The organism is Streptomyces sp. NRRL WC-3742 (assembly GCF_000720635.1).
GTDB lineage: Bacteria > Actinomycetota > Actinomycetes > Streptomycetales > Streptomycetaceae > Kitasatospora.
This window is the reverse complement of the sequence record NZ_JOCF01000047.1, coordinates 60,133-78,367: the sequence shown is the minus strand read 5'-3', so window position 1 is coordinate 78,367 and position 18,235 is coordinate 60,133. Positions and strand designations below refer to the sequence as shown.

Here is an 18,235-nt window from a genome sequence, read left to right as displayed (position 1 = left end):
CGTCCCACGCCCAGCCGTCCCACGGACGGACTCAGGCCAGCGGCCCGGTGACCTTCTCGACGGCGCGCACCAGCTCGCCCGAGGCGACCAGCGCGGCGGCGGCCTCCAGGTCCGGCGAGAGGAAGCGGTCGCGGCCGGCGCCGCCGACCCCCGCCTCGCGGGCGGCGGCCATCGCGGCCGCCGTGGCCGGGGCGATCCCGCCGGCCGCGTCCGCCTGCTGGCGGATCTCCAGCGCGCGGGCGGAGGCGGTGAGCTCGACGGCGAGGATGCGGCCGAGGTTGTCCACGGCCTGGCGCAGCTTGCGGGCCGCCGACCAGCCCATCGACACGTGGTCCTCCTGCATCGCGGAGGAGGGGATCGAGTCGACCGAGGCCGGGACGGCGAGCCGCTTGTTCTCGCTGACCAGCGCCGCCTGGGTGTACTGGGCGATCATCAGGCCGGAGTCCACGCCCGGGTCGTCGGCCAGGAAGGCCGGCAGGCCGTGCGAGCGGGCCTTGTCGAGCAGCCGGTCGGTGCGCCGCTCGGAGATGGAGCCGAGGTCGGCGGCGGCGATGGCGAGGAAGTCCAGCACGTACGCGACCGGGGCGCCGTGGAAGTTGCCGTTGGACTCCACCCGGCCGTCCGGCAGCACCACCGGGTTGTCCACGGAGGCGGCCAGCTCGCGGGAGGCGACCAGCTGGGCGTGGGCGAGGGTGTCGCGGCCCGCGCCGGCGACCTGCGGGGCGCAGCGGATGGAGTAGGCGTCCTGGACGCGGGGCGCGTCGTCCTGGTGGTGGCCGGTGAGGCCGGAGCCCTTGAGCACCGCCAGCATGTTGGCGGCGCTGAGCGCCTGGCCGGGGTGCGGGCGGATCGGGGCGTGGAGCTCGGGGGCGAGCACCTTGTCGGTGCCGAGCAGCGCCTCCAGGGTCATGGCGGCGGTGATGTCGGCGGTGGTGAACAGCCGGGCCAGGTCGGCGATGGCCATCACCAGCATGCCGAGCATGCCGTCGGTGCCGTTGATGAGGGCCAGGCCCTCCTTCTCCAGCAGCTCGACCGGCTCGATGCCGGCGGCGGCGAGCAGTTCGGCGGCGGGCTTCTCCACGCCGTCGGGGCCGGTGGCCACGCCCTCGCCCATCAGCACCAGGGCGCAGTGCGACAGCGGCGCGAGGTCGCCGGAGCAGCCGAGGGAGCCGAACTCCCGCACCACCGGGGTGATACCGGCGTTGAGCACGGCGGCCATGGTCTGCGCGACCAGCGGCCGTACGCCGGTGCGGCCGGAGGCCAGGGTCTTCATCCGCAGGAACACCAGCGCGCGGACGACCTCGCGCTCGACGGCCGGGCCCATCCCGGCCGCGTGCGAGCGCACCAGCGAGCGCTGGAGCTGGGCGCGCAGCTCGGGGCTGATGTGGCGAACGGCGAGCGCACCGAAGCCGGTGGACACGCCGTAGACGGGGCGCGGTTCGGCCGCGAGGGCGTCGATCCGCGCGCGGGCGGCCGCCATCTCGGCGAGCGCGTCGGGGCCGATCTCGACCCGGGCGTTGCCCCGGGCCACGGCGAGCACGTCCTCCGCACTGACGTCGGCCTTGCCGACCAGGACCAGCGGAGCGTCGGGGGCCACAGCACTGTGCATATCCATATGCATCATCACATCAGGTGAATGAAGATATGACAACAGGTGCCCGCCATCCGGATTCTCCGCCGCCCCGGCCCTGCCCCGCACCCCGAGGCCCCTCGACGCCCCTCGACGCCCCTCGAGTGCGCCCTCACCTCCCCAGTTCGGCCTCGATCAGGTCCGCCGCCCGGGCCGTGCCGCCCTCCGCCCGCCCGGCGGCCGACAGCGCCGCCAGCCGCTCCGCCACCGCCGGATCGCCGACCAGCTCCAGCAGCGCGGCCCGCAGCGCCTCCGGAGAGGCCCCGACCTCCAGCCGACGGGCGACGCCGAGCGCCACCAGGGCGTCCGCGTTGGCGAACTGGTCGGCCCCCTGCGGCACGGCGATCATCGGCACGGCGTGGAACAGCCCCTCGCTGGAGCCGCCCATGCCCGCGTGGGTGACGAAGGCGTCCGCCTGGGCGAGCACCGACAGCTGCGGCACCCAGCGGTGCACCTCCACACCCGGCGGCAGCTCGCCGAGCTCCGCGAGATCCGTGTGCCTGCCGATCTGCAGCACCGTGTGCCAGCCGGGAAGCGCACCGAACGCCTCCACACAGGCCCGGTAGAAGGCGGGCTGGTGGGTGAACGCCGAGCCCAGCGAGACCAGCAGCACCTTCTCCGCGCCGTCCGGCCGCTTCCACTCCCCCTGGTGGGCGCGGTCGCCGAAGCAGGGCCCGACGAAGGAGATCCTGCGCCCGTCCACCCGGTCCGCATGGGGCTGCAGGGCGCGCGGGACGAGCGCGATCGCCCGCTCGGGCCGCGACTTGAACGCGTCCACATCGCGCTGGACGGCACCGGCCCCGGCCAGCCAATCGGCGAAGCGCCGGTAGTGCGCGGCTCCGCCGGGCGCCGCGCGGACGGCGTTCACGATCTCCGGGAGGTCCTGCTCGAAGCCCTCCCAGCCGACGTACGTCGGGGACAGCTGCACCACCGGTACGCCCAGCCGTTCGCCGAGCACCCGGCCGGCGTAGCCCGCGATGTCGCAGAGCACCACGTCCGGGCGGTCCTCCCCGCCGAAGCGCTCCAGCAGGACGGGCCACATCGCCAGCGCGTCGTCGAGGAACACCTCCTGGATGCCCACCGGGTCCGCCGGCCAGGCCGACGGATCCTCGGCGAAGGGGAGCTTCGTCCCGTACGGGACGAACTCGGCGCCGGTGGACTCGACGAGCTCCCGGAAGGAGGGGTCGTTGACGTAGCTGACCCGGTGGCCCCGGGCGACCAGCTCGGCGATCACGGCCAGGCTCGGGTTGACGTGGCCGTGGGCCGGGACGGAGACCATCAGGACGTGGGCGGGGCGGGGTCGGGTCATGGGGCACCTCCGGGATCGCTGGAGAGACGAGACGATCCGTCTCGTCGGTTCGGGACAAGACAATACGTTCCGTCTCGCCGCTTCGCCTAGTATTTTTCCCATGGCCGACCAGAGACCCCCCGACCCCGCCCGCCGCAGCGAACGCTCACGCGCCGCCGTCCTCGCCGCCGCCGCCGAACTCGTCACCGAGACCGGCTACGCCAAGCTCACCATCGAGGCGATCGCCGCCCGCGCCGGCGTCGGCAAGCAGACCATCTACCGCTGGTGGCCCTCCAAGGGCGCGGTCGTCTTCGACGCCTTCCTCGCCGTCAACGAGCGCGACGGCAGCCTCGCCCTCCCCGACACCGGCGACCTCGCCGCCGACCTGCGGGCCGTCCTGCGCCCCACCGTCGACGAACTCACCGACCCCGCCCTCGACCGCACCTACCGGGCCATCACCACCGAGGTCGTCAACGACCCGGCCCTGCGCGCCGAGTACCACACCCGCCTGCTCGAACCGCTCCTGGAAGCCACCCGCGACCGCCTGCGCAGCGCCCGTACGGCCGGCCAGCTCGCCCCCGACACCGACCTGGACCTCGCCGTCGAACTCCTCTACGGCCCCCTGCACTACCGCTGGATCCACCACCTCGGCCCGCTCACCCACGCCCACGCCGACCGCTTGGTCGACGCCGCGCTCCGGGCCCTCGCACCCCGCGACTAGGCCGTGTCTTTCGGATCACGTCGGATCAGCGGGCGGCGTTGGGGTGCGTGCATCGGCGGTGCCGAGGAGGGAGTAGATGCGGAGCATCGGCGACTGACGAGAAGCCGGCGAGGTGCGTGCCCCGGCGGCGACCGCCCGGCGTGATCCGAAAGACACGGCCTAGGCCGCGACCCGCCGGTCACCGAACGGGGACACACCGGGAGCGGGCCCTCAGACCCCGGGAGGCGAGGCCGGGCCGGCCAGGGCCACCGCGACCAGCGTCCGCATCGCGCAGGCCGCCTGGCCCAGCGGCAGGGTGGCGTCGTCCGCGAAGAGCTCGACCAGCCAGCCGCCCGCCGCGTTCTGCCCTCCGGCCGCGACCATCCCCCGGTACCCGGAGACGACCAGCATCGCCTCCTCCGCCGGGTCGTTGCCCGCCGCGCCCGCGCGCAGCGCGAAGGCACCGCCGCGCACCGCCCGCCGCGTCATCGGGTAGTGCCGCAGGTCGAAGACGGCGTCCGGGGCCTCGATCTGGGCGCGCTGGGTCTCGGCCCGCCTGCTGCTGGGCCCGCTGGTCATCCGGTAGACGGCGTGCTGGGCGGTGCGCATCAGCTGCGAGCCCGGCGGCACGTACGAGACCCACCAGCCGACCGCGTCCAGCAGCCGCGCGGCGGTCTCGGCGACGACGACCAGCTTGCCGAGGCTGTCGGCCGGGTGGACGGACCGGGCGTCGGCCGCCTGGTCGAGGGAGGCGAGGACGGCGGTGAGCAGCTGCCCCGGGTCGGCGCTGTGGGCGGCGCCGCGGAAGCGCCGCCGGTCGCCGGACCCGGCGCGGCCGGTGGGGCCGCGCCGCCCGTCCGCGCGGCGGTGCGGGTCGGCGGCGTCGGCGAGCAGCACGGTGGGGTCGGGCGAGAAGCCGGGGCCGTGGCTGCGCCCGGCGACGACGGGGTGGGCGGCGCGGGCGGCCTTGGCCCGGTACTGGGCGGCGTCGGCGAGGCGGAAGAGCCGGTCGGGGGTGGTGACGGGCCCGATGGAGTCCCCGGTGGAGGCGACCCCGCAGGCGACGCCCTCCCCCTCGGACAGGGCCAGCGCCCGCGCGCACAGCTCCTCGGCGACGGCGACCACCTCGTCCGCCTTCTGCCCCTCCGCGAGCAGGCAGAACTCGTCGCCGCCGAGCCGGGCGGCGAGGCTGCCGGGGAGTTTGGCGGCGGCCAGCGAGAGCTGGTGGGCGAAGCGTTCGAGCAGCCGGTCGCCCATCTCGTGGCCGAGCTGGTCGTTGACCCGCTTGAGCCCGTTGACGTCGCAGACGACCAGGGAGACCACGGTGTCCTCGCGGTTGTGCGCGGCGAGCGCGCCCTCCAGCCGCTCGTCGACGGCCCGCCGGTTGGCGAGGCCCGTGAGCGGGTCGGAGAAGGCGAGGCGGCGCAGGTCGGCGAGGCGTTCGGTCTGGGCGAGCCCGGCGGAGACCTGGGCGGCGAGGAGGGTGGCGTAGTCGGCGTCGGCCTCGGTGAACTCGGGCATGCCGAGCGCGCGGGCGAGGTAGAGCTCGCCCCACGCCTGCCCGTGCAGCACGATCGGCGCGACCACGCAGCAGCCCCGCCCGCGCCGGCGCAGCGCGGCGGCGCGCTCCTGGCAGTACGCGCCGGCGGTCGGGTGCGCGTGCCCGGCGTGCGGCTCGACGCTCTGGGCGGTCTGCACCCAGGCGCGGGGCAGCCGCCCGGTGGTCCAGCGCTCTTCCAGGTAGGTGACGATCTCGGGGAAGTCGGCGACGGGGTACGACTCGTCCTCGGGCAGTTCCTGCTCGCCGGGCGCGAGGTCGCCGTGGTTGACCAGCACCCGCAGCCGGCCGGACTCGCGGTCCCAGACGGAGACGGCGGCCATGGTGGCGCCGAGCGCCTCGGTGGCCCTGGCTGCGGCGACCCGGACGGCCTCCAGCGGGGTCAGCGCGCCCGCCATGTCCTGGGCGAGCTCGACCACGGACCGCAACCGCAGGTCGGGCAGCGACTCGGGCCGCGGCGGGCCGCCGCAGTCGCAGCCGCGGTCCGTCACGATCGCCTCACTGCTCACCGGCTCGCCTCGCTCCCTGTGCTCGGTCCTGCCAGACCCCCCGTGGGCCGCCGGTACGGCCCACTTGCACCAAGACTATGGCGGTTTCGCTCGGCTATGTCCCGTTTGCCCCGACAGGCAGCGGCCGAACCGTACGACTTTCAACCGTTCCGGCCGAAAGCGCGCGGAAGGCGCGCGGAGCCTCCCGGGGCTCCCCCAGCGCTACTCGGCCTTCATCCGCCGCGACAGCAGCCACGGCTCGACCAGCCCGAGCCCCCGCACCGGCCGCCGCCACATCGGCTGCAGGTGGAAGCGGTGGCCGGGCTCCGGCGCGGGCATCGGCAGCCCCGAGGCCGGCATCCCCGCCGCCGCGGAGAGCGCCTCCGCCAGGCCCGGCCCCTCCGAGTCGGCGGGAGCGACGGCGCCGCTCTGCTCCAGGGCGGCGGCGAACTCCCCGTCAATCAGCACCGCGTCCTTGGGCGCGATCGAGGTCAGCCGACTCGCCAGGTTGACGGTGGTGCCGAAGACGTCGCCCATCCGCGAGGTCACGGTGCCGAAGGCCATGCCCACCCGCAGCGCGGGGATGGTGTCGTCCTCGGCCAGCGCGTCGATGAGGCTGAGCGCGATCTCGGCGGCGGTCGCCGGGTCCTCCGAGACGTAGAGGATCTCGTCGCCGAGGGTCTTGATCACCCGGCCGCCCTGGCCGGCGATCAGGTCGGAGCAGGTGTTCTCGAAGGTCTCGACCAGCTCGCCGAGCTCCTCCTCCTCCAGCCGCCGCGACAGCCGGGTGAAGCCGACCAGGTCGGCGAATCCCACCGCGAGCCGTCCGCTGGTGATCTCGTGGTCCTCGGCGGCCTGCACCACGCGGCCGGTGACGGCGGCCAGCTGGCGCCGCCAGACGTACACCAGGAACTGCTCCAGCTCCGGCAGCAGCAGCTCGACCAGCGGGTACGCGACCTCGGCGCGGGTCAGGCCGGGCTCGACGGACTGGGTGAGGTTCTCCAGGAAGGTGTCCATCTGCCAGCCCGCCAGCCGGGCGGTGGTCTGGCCGGTGGAGCGGGCCACCTGGATCGCCATCGACTCGCTGAGCAGCCCGGACTCGACCAGCCCGGCCAGCCGCCGCAGGGCGATCACGTCGCCGTCCGTCAGCGCCCGGGACTGGCCGATGTCGGGGAAACCCATGGCCCGCCAGAAGCGGGTGGCCAGCTCCATCGGGACGTCGGCGGCACGGGCGGCCTGGTACGGGGTGTAGCGACGTGGCGCGTCCAGGATCAGCCGCTCCAGTTCGAGCGCGACCGTCTGGTCGTGGTCGCCCGCCGCCGCGCCGCTGCTGCCGTCCTCTGCCACCGGTCCGTCCCCGTGCGGTCGCCGCACTTGCCTCGTGTCCTGCCTGTCCGGGCGCGCTACCTGTCCGGGCGCGTTTGACCACCCCTGCGAGCAGTGGCGCGCCTCACACCGCTGCCAGGTGGAATGTTCGCACGGAATCCCGTCATCCGGGGCATCCGCCCGGGTCAAGGGGGAGTAAGGGGAGCACGGACGACCGCTGGGCGGGCCCCGGTGACCAGTTACCGGGGCTCGGGGCGCACGTGGACGACGTCCCCCGCGCCGACCGCCCGGCGTGCGCCGTCCTCGGAGCGCACCACGAGCCGGCCGTCGCCGTCGATCGCCACCGCCTCGCCTTCCAACTCCGCGCCCCCGGGAAGGTGCACCTTCACCCGGCGTCCCAGTGTGGTGCAGCGGTCGGCGTACGCGCGCATCAGGTCGCTGGCGTGCGGGTCCCCGGCGGCGGCCGTCCACTCCCCGTACAGCTCGGCGAACTCGCGCAGCAGGGCCCGCAGCAGGACGGACCGGTCGGTGGTCGAGGCCCCCGCCAGCGCCAGCGAGGCGGCAGTGGGGACGGGCAGCTCCTCCGCGCGCAGCGAGACGTTGAGGCCCATCCCCACCACCACGGCGCCGCCGCTCAGTTCGGTGAGGATGCCGCCGACCTTGCGCTCCGCGCCGTCGATCTCCACCTGGAGGTCGTTGGGCCACTTCAGCCCCACCTCGACCCCGGCCACCCGGCCCAGCGTGCTGGCGGCGGCCACCCCGACGAGGATCGGCAGCCAGCCGTACCGCTCGACGGGCACCTCCTCGGGCCGCAGCAGGAAGGAGAGGAAGAGCCCGGAGCGGGCCGGGGCCGTCCACTGCCGGTCCAGCCGCCCCCGCGCGGCGCTCTGCGCCTCGGCGACCAGCACCGCGCCCTGCGGGGCGCCGGCCCGGGCCCGCTCGGCGAGGTCGCTGTTGGTGGAGCCGGTCTCGGCGAGGACGTCCAGCGAGGTCCAGAGCCCGCCCGGGACGATCAGGGAGCGGCGCAGCGCCGCCCCGTCCAGCGGGGGCCGGTCCAGGTCCGTCCAGGGCGACGGTCCGGCGGCGCCGAAGCCGCGCAGTCCACTGCGGCGGGGGGTGTCGGGTGCGGTCATGGGGATGACAGTAGATGCCCCAGGCCGACCTATCGTGCCCCAGAACGTACGCCGATGACACTGTGTCGCTGGCCATAACCGGCGGACGTTACATCCGGCGCCACCCGCCGTTTACGCTACCCAACGGTAGTTCGCAGCGCCGCCCTGCCCTCCCGCGGCGGGCCCCCACATCCGGCCCGCGCGCACTCGAACAGGTCGCGGCCGATGATCAGGGAGAGCCACCGGATGACCGAGGCGCCGTACGACCCCCACACCACCGCCGGCAAGCTCGCCGACCTGCGCCGCAGGCTCGACGAGGCGGTGCACTCCGGCTCCGCCAAGGCCGTCGAGAAGCAGCACGCCAAGGGCAAGCTGACGGCCCGGGAGCGGGTCGTGGAGCTGCTGGACGAGGACTCCTTCGTCGAGTTCGACGAGTTCGCCCGCCACCGCTCGACCAACTTCGGCCAGGAGAGGAACCGGCCCTACGGCGACGGCGTGGTCACGGGCTACGGCACCGTCGACGGCCGCCAGGTCGCCGTGTTCGCCCAGGACTTCACCGTCTTCGGCGGCTCGCTGGGCGAGGTCTTCGGCGAGAAGATCGTCAAGGTCATGGACTTCGCGCTGAAGACCGGCTGCCCGGTCATCGGCATCAACGACTCCGGCGGCGCCCGCATCCAGGAGGGCGTGGTCTCGCTCGGCCTCTACGGCGAGATCTTCCGCCGCAACGTGCACGCCTCCGGCGTCATCCCGCAGATCTCGCTGATCATGGGCCCCTGCGCGGGCGGCGCGGTGTACTCCCCCGCGATCACCGACTTCGTGGTGATGGCCGACCGGACCTCGCACATGTTCATCACCGGCCCGGACGTCATCAAGACCGTCACCGGCGAGGACGTCGGCATGGAGGAGCTGGGCGGCGCCCGCACCCACAACACCAAGTCCGGCAACGCGCACTACCTGGCCACGGACGAGAAGGAGGCGATCGAGTACGTCAAGAGCCTGCTCTCGTACCTGCCCTCCAACAACCTCTCCGACCCGCCGTCCTACCCCGAGCAGGCCGACCTGGCGGTCACCGACGAGGACCTCGAACTCGACACGATCGTGCCGGACTCGGCGAACCAGCCGTACGACATGCACAAGGTCATCGAGCACATCGTCGACGACGGCGAGTTCCTGGAGACCCAGCCGCTGTTCGCCGGCAACATCATCACCGGCTTCGGCCGCGTCGAGGGCCACTCCGTCGGCATCGTCGGCAGCCAGCCCATGGACCTCGCCGGCTGCCTGGACATCAACGCCAGCGAGAAGGCCGCCCGCTTCATCCGCACCTGCGACTCCTTCAACATCCCGGTGCTGACCTTCGTCGACGTGCCCGGCTTCCTGCCCGGCACCGAGCAGGAGTGGGACGGCATCATCCGCCGCGGCGCCAAGCTGATCTACGCCTACGCCGAGGCCACCGTCCCGCTGATCACCGTGATCACCCGCAAGGCGTTCGGCGGCGCGTACGACGTCATGGGCTCCAAGCACCTGGGCGCCGACCTCAACCTGGCCTGGCCGACCGCGCAGATCGCCGTCATGGGCGCGCAGGGCGCGGCCAACATCGTCTACCGCCGCGAGCTGGCCGAGGCCGCCGAGGCCGGCCTGGACGTCGACGCCCGCCGGGCCGAGCTGGTCGCCGAGTACGAGGACACCCTGCTCAACCCGTACCTGGCGGCCGAGCGCGGCTACGTGGACGCGGTCATCGCGCCCAGCGAGACCCGCCGCCACATCGTCCGGGGCCTGCGGGCGCTGCGCGGCAAGCGCGAGGTGCTGCCGGCGAAGAAGCACGGCAACATCCCCCTCTAGGACGCCCCCAGGACGCCCCTCAGGACGCCCTCAGGACGCCACAGCCCCGTACGGGAGAGAATCGAACCATGGCCCCGATCCACGTGCTGCACGGGCAGCCGACCCCCGAGGAGCTGGCCACCGTCCTGGCGGTGGTCCAATCCCGGGCCGCCGCCGCGCAGGCCGCCGCCGAGGCGTCCCGCCTGGCCGGCGTCGGCCCGGCCTCCCCCTGGAGCGACCGCGCCCGCCTGCTCCGCCCCGCGATCCACCCGGGCACCAACGCCTGGCGCACCTCGGGCTGGGCACGCTAGAAGCGCTCGGACGTACGACGCGTGGGGAGCCGGTCGCGGCTCCCCACGCCCGTTCCGCCCCCAACCTGAGTACGCGTACTCAGGCGCCCGCCGCCCCGCGCGGCGCACCCTGGACGGGTGCTCTGGTCAGACCCTCGCGACGAGCCCTCACCCGAGGCCCGGCGGATGCAGGAACGAATGCGGCGCTCCGGCCGGGTGCTGGCCGCCATCGTGCTGGTGGGCTCCGTCCTGATGATGCTCTCCCGCTGGTTCACCTGAACGGCGGACACCACCACCGCCTACGCTGGTCGGCATGACCGATCAGCGCTCCCTCGTCCTCGCCTCCGCCTCCCCCGCCCGCCTCGGGCTGCTGCGCCAGGCGGGGCTCGACCCGCGCGTGGTGGTCAGCGGCGTCGACGAGGACGCGATCAGCGCCGCCACCCCCGGCGAGCTGGCCCTGGTCCTCGCCGAGGCCAAGGCGAAGGCCGTCGCCGCCGAACTGACCGCCGGCGAGCTGGTGATCGGCTGCGACTCCGTCCTGGAGCTGGACGGCCGGGCCCTCGGCAAGCCCGCCGACGCCGAGGAGGCCGTCGCCCGCTGGCGCGCGATGCGCGGGCGCGAGGGCGTGCTGCGCACCGGCCACTGCGTGATCGACACCGCGACCGGCCGCCAGTCCTCCGCCACCGCCTCCACCACCGTCCGCTTCGGCACCCCGGACGACGCCGAGGTGGCCGCGTACGTGGCCTCCGGCGAACCCCTGTACGTGGCCGGGGCGTTCACCCTGGACGGCCGCTCGGCACCGTTCGTCGACGGCATCGACGGCGACCCGGGCAACGTCATCGGCCTCTCGCTGCCCCTGCTGCGCCGCCTGCTCGCCGACCTCGACGTGCGCATTGTGGATCTGTGGACCAACTGACCTGACGCGCGGGGCAGTCGGCCCTCTAAGCTGACCCCCGTTCGATCCGGGGAGGAACGCGGCGATGGCCGACAACGTGCTCAACGTGGTGCTGGGCCTGGTGGCCAGTGCCATCAGTGCCGGGCTCGGCTGGCTCGCCCAGACCCTGCGGCGGCGCCGCAGGGTCGAGCGGGTGCGGCGGTTCTTCGGGCTGCCCACCGGCAGCGACTGCCTGATCGTCGTCAACCGCCAGCCCGCGTCCACCAACGCGAAGAGCGTCTCACGCACCGACGTGTACGCACTGATGGAGCTGGCCGCCCTGGTCAAGGAATGCGGGTCCCGGGCCGAACTGGTCGCGCACGACGAGGTCCGCCAAGGGCTCGGGAGCAAGGCCGAGTTCTGCATCGGCGGCCCGGCGAGCAACGAGCGGACGGCGGCCCATCTGGCCTCCTGGCTGCCCGGCGTGGCACACCTGCCCACCCCTGACAGCGTGGTGCCGATCCTGACGATCGGCAGTGCGGAGTACCCGTACGTGAGCGGCTCCGGCTCCTCCGGCGGTCACTCCTTCGCACTGATCGCCCGGCTGCAGTCGGCGCCGGACAGCCGGCCGGCCTTCCTGGTCTCCGGGCTGACCGCCACCGCCAACCAGGCGGGCGTGCGCTACCTCGTCGCCCACCACCGCGAACTCGCCCGGAAGTACGGCCAGGACGGCACCTTCGCCCTGGTCCTGCGGGTGGTCAACCCGGAGGCGTACGGGCCGGACATGGTCGAACTGGCCGCCGACGTCACCACCGAGGCGCTGCACCGGCCGTCCGCCCCCGCCGCCACCACGACGGCCGCCTGAGGGGGCCGCACGAGAGTGTGTCCGATGCCACCGACCGCCCGTACCTCCGTACGGTCACTCGCCGTTGATCATGCTGTTCCGACCGCACCTGCGGTGACCTGGGCAGTCTCTCCACGGACGGTCGAGGACGCCTCGATTCCCATCACCGAGCGTGTGGGATAGTTCACAACCTGGGGCTACTCGCCGGTACCGCCCAGGAATCCATAAACTCAACGAGGTTCAAGAAGGGAGCCACAGTGCGCAAGGTGCTCATCGCCAACCGCGGGGAAATCGCAGTCCGCGTCGCTCGGGCCTGCTCGGACGCCGGTATCGCCAGCGTCGCCGTCTATGCCGAGCCGGACCGGGATGCGCTGCACGTCCGCGCGGCCGACGAGGCTTACGCGCTGGGCGGTGACACCCCGGCCACCAGCTACCTGGACATCGCGAAGGTCCTCAAGGCCGCCGCCGACTCCGGCGCCGACGCCGTCCACCCCGGCTACGGCTTCCTGTCGGAGAACGCCGACTTCGCCCAGGCCGTCCTCGACGCGGGTCTGATCTGGATCGGCCCGCCGCCGCAGGCCATCCGCGACCTCGGCGACAAGGTGACCGCCCGGCACGTGGCGCAGCGCGCCGGTGCCCCGCTGGTCGCCGGCACGCCGGACCCGGTCTCGGGTGCCGACGAGGTCGTCGTCTTCGCCCGGGAGCACGGCCTGCCGGTCGCCATCAAGGCGGCCTTCGGCGGTGGCGGCCGCGGCCTCAAGGTCGCCCGCACGCTGGAGGAGATCCCGGAGCTGTACGAGTCGGCGGTGCGCGAGGCCGTCGCCGCCTTCGGCCGCGGCGAGTGCTTCGTCGAGCGCTACCTGGACAACCCGCGGCACGTGGAGACCCAGTGTCTCGCCGACAGCCACGGCAACGTGGTGGTCGTCTCCACCCGTGACTGCTCGCTGCAGCGCCGCCACCAGAAGCTGGTCGAGGAGGCGCCCGCGCCGTTCCTGACCGAGGCGCAGAACGCCGAGCTGTACCGCGCGTCCAAGGCCATCCTCAAGGAGGCGGGCTACGTCGGCGCCGGCACCTGCGAGTTCCTGGTGGCGCTGGACGGCACGATCTCCTTCCTGGAGGTCAACACCCGTCTGCAGGTGGAGCACCCGGTCACCGAGGAGGTCACGGGCCTCGACCTCGTCCGCGAGATGTTCCGGATCGCCGACGGCGAGGAGCTCGGCTACGGCGACCCCGAGGTGCGCGGTCACTCCTTCGAGTTCCGCATCAACGGCGAGGACCCGGGCCGGGGCTTCCTGCCCGCGCCCGGCACGGTGACGCTGTTCGCCCCGCCGTCCGGCCCGGGCGTGCGCCTGGACTCGGGCGTGGAGACCGGCTCGGTCATCGGCCCGGCCTGGGACTCCCTGCTGGCCAAGCTGATCGTCTCCGGCCGCGACCGCAAGCAGGCCCTGGAGCGGGCCCGCCGCGCGCTGAACGAGTTCAGGGTCGAGGGCATGGCCACCGCCATCCCGTTCCACCAGGCGGTCGTCACCGACCCGGCGTTCGCGCCCGAGGTGCACGGCAGCGACGGGCCGTTCAAGGTCTTCACCCGCTGGATCGAGACCGAGTTCGACAACACCATCCCGGCCTTCGCGGGCGGGGCCGGTGAGGGCGAGGAGGCCGAGACCCGCGAGACCGTGGTCGTCGAGGTCGGCGGCAAGCGGATCGAGGTCTCGCTGCCGTCCTCGCTGGGTGTCGCGGCGGCCCCGGCGGCCGGTGCGGGCGCGGCGAAGGCCAAGCGCCGCGTGGGCGCCAAGAAGGCCGGCTCGGCCGTCGGCGGCGACACCCTCGCCTCCCCGATGCAGGGCACCATCGTCAAGGTCGCCGTCGAGGAGGGCCAGGTCGTCGCCGAGGGCGAGCTGATCGTCGTCCTGGAGGCGATGAAGATGGAGCAGCCGCTGAACGCGCACAAGGCGGGCACCGTCGTCGGCCTCAAGGCCGAGGTGGGCGCCAGTGTCAGCAGCGGCGCCGCGCTCTGCGAGATCAAGGACTGAGCGGGACCGAGGACTGACGCAGGACGGTTTCCACGGCCGGTCCGTACACCCCACCGGGGTGTGCGGGCCGGCCGCTCCCGTTCGGCGCTCAGCGCCCGCGCTGCAGCCCCAGCTCGGCCATCCGCACGGGCATCCCGCCCGGGCCGACCGGTCCGCCGTGCGCGCCCGGGCGGCGCTGGCCGGGCAGCGGGGCGCCGCCGGGCGGCGGGCCCGAGCGGCGGGCCATCGGGCCGGGCTGCGTCTGGTGGACGGGCCCGCTGCCGGTGCCGTGGACGGGGGCGTCGCTGCCGCCCGCGCCGCCGCCCAGGGGTGCCAGATCGATCTGCACCCCGCAGTCGGCCAGCGCGTCCAGTTCCCGGGCGGTGGCGTCGTCCGCGGTGGCCTGCTCGTCGGTGACGAGCCGGGTGATGGCGTCGGTGGCGACGGTCTGGAACATGCCGGCCGCGCCGAGCTTGGTGTGGTCGGCGAGGACGATGACCTCGGCGGCCGCCAGCACCATGGCCCGGTCCACGCTCGCGGACAGCATGTTCGCGGTCGACAGCCCGCGCTCGGCCGTCAGCCCGCTGCCGGAGATGAAGGCTTTGGTGACCCTCAGCCCCTGCAGCGCCTGTTCCGCGCCGCTGCCCACCAGCGCGTAGTTGGAGCCGCGCAGGGTGCCGCCGGTCATCACCACCTCGACCCGGTTGGCGTGCGCCAGTGCCTGGGCGACGAGCAGCGAGTTGGTGACCACCGTCAGGCCGGGCACCCGCGCGAGTCTGCGGGCCAGCTCCTGGGTGGTGGTACCGGCGCCGACCACCACCGCGTCCCCCTCCTCCACCAGCGAGGCGGCGAGGTCCGCGATGGCGCTCTTCTCCGCCGCGGACAGGTGGGTCTTCTGCGGGTAGCCGGGTTCGCGGCTGAAGCCGCCGGGGAGCACCGCGCCGCCGTGACGGCGGTCGAGGAGCCCTTCTGCCTCCAGCGCCCGTACGTCACGACGCACGGTCACTTCGGAGGTCTGGACGACGCGGGCCAACTCCCGGAGCGAGACGGCTCCGTTGGCGCGCACCATTTCGAGGATCAACTGGCGACGTTCTGCAGCAAACACAGAACTGACGGTAACCTGCGTGACCGTCTGCTTTCATGCGTTTGCAGCTGGTAGCGGGAAATGCTCACGCACGAGCGGCGCGTGACCGTACAATACGCGCCGTCAGCAAGCCGGGGCTGCGCCCGCCGTCCGGGTGACGGTCCGTCGTGCGCGAAAGGGCGGCCACCTTCCGGTGACCGCCCTCAACTGTGCCCCTTGAGCTCAGGATTCGCCGTCGGCCCGCTTGCGGATGTGCAGCTGCCGGGCCGCCTCGGCGGTCGATCCGGAGACGGACGGGTAGACGGTGAAGGCGCTGGCCACCTGTTCGACCGTCAGATTGGCGTCCACCGCGAGCGAGATCGGGTGGATCAGCTCGCTCGCACGCGGGGCGACGACCACGCCGCCGACCACGATGCCGGTGCCCGGGCGGCAGAACAGCTTCACGAAGCCGTCCCGGATGCCCTGCATCTTCGCGCGGGGGTTGCCGCGCAGCGGGAGCTTGACGACGACGGCGTCCATCTTGCCGCACTCCACGTCGGCGGCGGTGTAGCCGACGGTGGCGATCTCCGGGTCGGTGAAGACGTTGGAGGCCACGGTCTTGAGGTTCAGCGGCTGCACCGCGTCGCCCAGCGCGTGGTACATCGCGATCCGGCCCTGCATGGCCGCCACCGAGGCGAGCATGAAGACGCCGGTGCAGTCACCGGCCGCGTAGACGCCGGGGGCGCTGGTGCGCGAGACCCGGTCGACCTGGATCTGGCCCCAGTCGTTGAGCTTGACCCCGGCCTCCTCCAGGCCCATCTCGGCCGTGTTGGGGATCGAGCCGACCGCCATCAGACAGTGGGTGCCCTCGATGACCTTGCCGTCCGAGAGGGTCACCTCGACCCGGTCGCCGATGCGCTTGGCGCTCTCGGCCCGGGAGCGGCTCATCACGTTCATGCCGCGGCGGCGGAAGACGTCCTCCAGCACCTCGGCGGCGTCCGGGTCCTCGCCCGGCAGCACCCGGTCACGGCTGGAGACCAGCGTGACCTTGGAGCCGAGCGCCTGGTAGGCGCCGGCGAACTCGGCGCCGGTGACGCCGGAGCCGACCACGATCAGCTCGCGGGGCAGCTCCTCCAGGTCGTACACCTGCGTCCAGGTGAGGATGCGCTCGCCGTCCGGCGTGGCGTCGGGCACCTCGCGCGGGTGCGCGCCGGTGGCGATCAGCACCGCGTCGGCGCGCAGCGACTGCACCGAGCCGTCCGGGCCGTCCACCAGCACCTCGCGGGAGCCGTCCACGGCCTGCCCGCCGGAGCCGAGCCGGCCGCGGCCGCGCAGCACCGTGACCCCGGCACGGGTGACGGACTGGGTGATGTCGTGGGACTGCGCGATGGCCAGTCGCTTCACACGGCGGTTGACCTTGCCGAGGTCCACGCCCACGACCTTCTCGCCCTGCTCGCGCGCCGCGCCGTCCTGGACGGTGATGCCGAGCTCCTGGTACGAGCTGTCGAAGGTGGTCATCACCTCCGCGGTCGCGATGAGGGTCTTCGACGGCACGCAGTCCGTCAGGACCGCCGATCCGCCCAGACCGTCGCGGTCGACGACGGTCACCTCCGCGCCGAGCTGGGCGGCCACCAGCGCCGCCTCGTAGCCGCCGGGTCCGCCACCGATGATCACGATCCGAGTCACGCCACCCATTGTCCCGCACGCCGGGATCGCCGCCACGCCGGGGTCGGAGGTGAGGACGTGTACCGGACATGCGTCACACCCACCCAGCCGGGCTACTCTGACCCCCATGCCCCTCTACGCCGCGTATGCCACGAACCTCGATGCCCGGCAGATGACCCGCCGCGCCCCGCACTCCCCGCTGCGCGGCACCGGCTGGCTGGACGGCTGGCGGCTCACCTTCGGCGGCGAACAGCTGGGCTGGGAGGGCTCGTTGGCCACCGTCGTGGAGGACGAGAAGGAGCAGGTCTTCGTCGCGCTGTACGAGATCGCGCCGATGGACGAGGAGGGCCTGGACCGCTGGGAGGGCGTGCAGCTCGGCATCTACCGCAAGACCAAGCTGCGGGCGCACACCCTGGAGGGCGACATCCAGGTCTGGACGTACGTCCTCAACGACTACGAGGGGGGCCTGCCCGCCGCCCGCTACCTCGGCCTGATCGCCGACGCCGCCGAGAGCGCGGGCGCCCCCGACGACTACGTACTCGATCTTCGCCGCCGGCCCTGCTGAGTTCTCGTACGTCCGGACGGTCGCGTCACCCGAAAAGCGCCACCGAGCTGTACTTTCGGGTCAACCGGGTAACGATCCGGCAAGCCGCGCTCGATTTTCTACGCGCGTAGCCGATTCCCGTCTATCCTCGGACGCGTGAACGCAACTCCTCAGTCGGTCGTCTCCACCGACCCCTACGCCGCCGCCCAGGCCGCCGCCGCGCGCCTGCGCGAGCTGACCGGTGCCGAGCGGCACGACGTCGCCCTGGTGATGGGCTCCGGCTGGGTGCCGGCCGCCGACGCCCTGGGCGAGACCGTGGCCGAGTTCCCGGTCACCGACCTCCCGGGCTTCCCCGCCCCGTCCGTCGCCGGACACGCCGGTACGATCCGCTCGGTGAAGATCGGCGACAAGCGCGCCCTGATCTTCCTCGGCCGCAACCACTACTACGAGGGTCACGGCGTCGCCACCGTCGTCCACGGCGTGCGCACCGCCGCCGCGGCCGGCTGCGGGATCATCGTGCTGACCAACGGCTGCGGCGGCCTGCGCCAGGGCTGGACCCCGGGCCAGCCGGTGCTGATCAGCGACCACATCAACCTGACCGGGGACTCCCCGATCGTCGGCGCCAACTTCGTCGACCTCACCGACCTGTACTCCAAGCGGCTGCGCACCCTGTGCCGCGAGGTCGACCCGACCCTGGACGAGGCCGTCTACGTCCAGTTCCGCGGCCCGCACTACGAGACCCCGGCCGAGGTCAACATGGCCCGGGTCATCGGCGGCGAGCTGGTCGGCATGTCCACCACCCTGGAGGCCATCGCCGCCCGCGAGGCCGGCGCCGAGGTGCTCGGCATCTCCCTGGTCACCAACCTGGCCGCCGGCATCACCGGCGAGCCGCTCAACCACGCCGAGGTCCTGGAGGCCGGCAAGGCTTCCGCCGAGCGCATGGGCGAGCTGCTGGCGAAGGTCCTTGAGCGGATCTGACGCCCTCCAGGCGCAGAATGCATGAGACGGGGCCCACGGGCGGCGTGA

General features: G+C 73.4%; 15 protein-coding genes and 1 pseudogene. 9 read left to right on the top strand and 7 right to left on the bottom strand.

Annotated features, from left to right (window positions below):
- Positions 1-31 precede the first annotated feature (31 nt).
- Entirely contained in the window at positions 32-1,609 is a 1,578-nt protein-coding gene (gene hutH / locus IH61_RS0124810) for a histidine ammonia-lyase (protein ID WP_031073513.1), read from the bottom strand.
- A gap of 133 nt (positions 1,610-1,742) precedes the next feature.
- Positions 1,743-2,939 (bottom strand): macrolide family glycosyltransferase, encoded by a 1,197-nt coding sequence (locus tag IH61_RS0124805; protein WP_031073511.1) that lies wholly within the window; start codon positions 2,937-2,939, stop codon positions 1,743-1,745.
- 100 nt (positions 2,940-3,039) lie between these two features.
- Here IH61_RS0124805 and IH61_RS0124800 point away from each other — a divergent pair, with 100 nt between their 5' ends.
- Entirely contained in the window at positions 3,040-3,639 is a 600-nt protein-coding gene (locus tag IH61_RS0124800; RefSeq protein ID WP_031073509.1) for a TetR/AcrR family transcriptional regulator, read from the top strand.
- A gap of 801 nt (positions 3,640-4,440) precedes the next feature.
- Here IH61_RS0124800 and IH61_RS41360 read toward each other — a convergent pair.
- From IH61_RS41360 to IH61_RS0124785, 3 genes and pseudogenes are all read right to left on the bottom strand, one after another.
- A pseudogene (locus IH61_RS41360) lies at positions 4,441-5,574 on the bottom strand (diguanylate cyclase domain-containing protein); the annotation flags it as partial.
- A gap of 312 nt (positions 5,575-5,886) precedes the next feature.
- On the bottom strand, positions 5,887-7,011 hold the full coding sequence (locus tag IH61_RS0124790; protein WP_031073505.1) for an adenylate/guanylate cyclase domain-containing protein: 1,125 nt from the start codon (positions 7,009-7,011) through the stop codon (positions 5,887-5,889).
- A gap of 218 nt (positions 7,012-7,229) precedes the next feature.
- Positions 7,230-8,123, bottom strand: a complete 894-nt coding sequence (locus IH61_RS0124785) for a biotin--[acetyl-CoA-carboxylase] ligase (RefSeq protein WP_031073503.1) — start codon at positions 8,121-8,123, stop codon at positions 7,230-7,232.
- 225 nt (positions 8,124-8,348) lie between these two features.
- Here IH61_RS0124785 and IH61_RS0124780 point away from each other — a divergent pair, with 225 nt between their 5' ends.
- The 6 genes from IH61_RS0124780 to IH61_RS0124755 all read left to right on the top strand — a co-directional run bounded on the left by IH61_RS0124780 (position 8,349) and on the right by IH61_RS0124755 (position 13,958).
- Entirely contained in the window at positions 8,349-9,941 is a 1,593-nt protein-coding gene (locus IH61_RS0124780; RefSeq protein ID WP_031073501.1) for an acyl-CoA carboxylase subunit beta, read from the top strand.
- A gap of 68 nt (positions 9,942-10,009) precedes the next feature.
- A complete protein-coding gene (locus IH61_RS0124775; RefSeq protein ID WP_031073500.1) occupies positions 10,010-10,231 on the top strand; it encodes an acyl-CoA carboxylase subunit epsilon in 222 nt (73 codons plus the stop codon).
- A gap of 117 nt (positions 10,232-10,348) precedes the next feature.
- Entirely contained in the window at positions 10,349-10,489 is a 141-nt protein-coding gene (gene mmpB, locus IH61_RS47835; protein ID WP_199823376.1) for a morphogenic membrane protein MmpB, read from the top strand.
- 34 nt (positions 10,490-10,523) lie between these two features.
- Complete coding sequence (locus IH61_RS0124765; RefSeq protein WP_031073498.1) at positions 10,524-11,126, top strand: nucleoside triphosphate pyrophosphatase; 603 nt, start codon at positions 10,524-10,526, stop codon at positions 11,124-11,126.
- A 64-nt stretch (positions 11,127-11,190) separates the two neighbouring features.
- A complete protein-coding gene (locus IH61_RS0124760) occupies positions 11,191-11,949 on the top strand; it encodes a hypothetical protein (RefSeq protein ID WP_031073496.1) in 759 nt (252 codons plus the stop codon).
- A 236-nt stretch (positions 11,950-12,185) separates the two neighbouring features.
- A complete protein-coding gene (locus IH61_RS0124755; RefSeq protein WP_031073494.1) occupies positions 12,186-13,958 on the top strand; it encodes an acetyl/propionyl/methylcrotonyl-CoA carboxylase subunit alpha in 1,773 nt (590 codons plus the stop codon).
- An 88-nt stretch (positions 13,959-14,046) separates the two neighbouring features.
- Here IH61_RS0124755 and IH61_RS0124750 read toward each other — a convergent pair whose 3' ends face one another.
- Complete coding sequence (locus IH61_RS0124750) at positions 14,047-15,006, bottom strand: DeoR/GlpR family DNA-binding transcription regulator (protein WP_037973305.1); 960 nt, start codon at positions 15,004-15,006, stop codon at positions 14,047-14,049.
- Between the two features lie 237 nt (positions 15,007-15,243).
- Positions 15,244-16,695: an NAD(P)H-quinone dehydrogenase gene (locus IH61_RS0124745; protein WP_031073489.1), complete on the bottom strand. Its 1,452-nt coding sequence runs from the start codon at positions 16,693-16,695 to the stop codon at positions 15,244-15,246.
- A 97-nt stretch (positions 16,696-16,792) separates the two neighbouring features.
- Here IH61_RS0124745 and IH61_RS0124740 point away from each other — a divergent pair, with 97 nt between their 5' ends.
- Positions 16,793-17,230 (top strand): gamma-glutamylcyclotransferase, encoded by a 438-nt coding sequence (locus tag IH61_RS0124740; RefSeq protein WP_031073487.1) that lies wholly within the window; start codon positions 16,793-16,795, stop codon positions 17,228-17,230.
- A 135-nt stretch (positions 17,231-17,365) separates the two neighbouring features.
- On the top strand, positions 17,366-18,187 hold the full coding sequence (locus IH61_RS0124735) for a purine-nucleoside phosphorylase (protein ID WP_031073484.1): 822 nt from the start codon (positions 17,366-17,368) through the stop codon (positions 18,185-18,187).
- Positions 18,188-18,235: the final 48 nt, after the last annotated feature.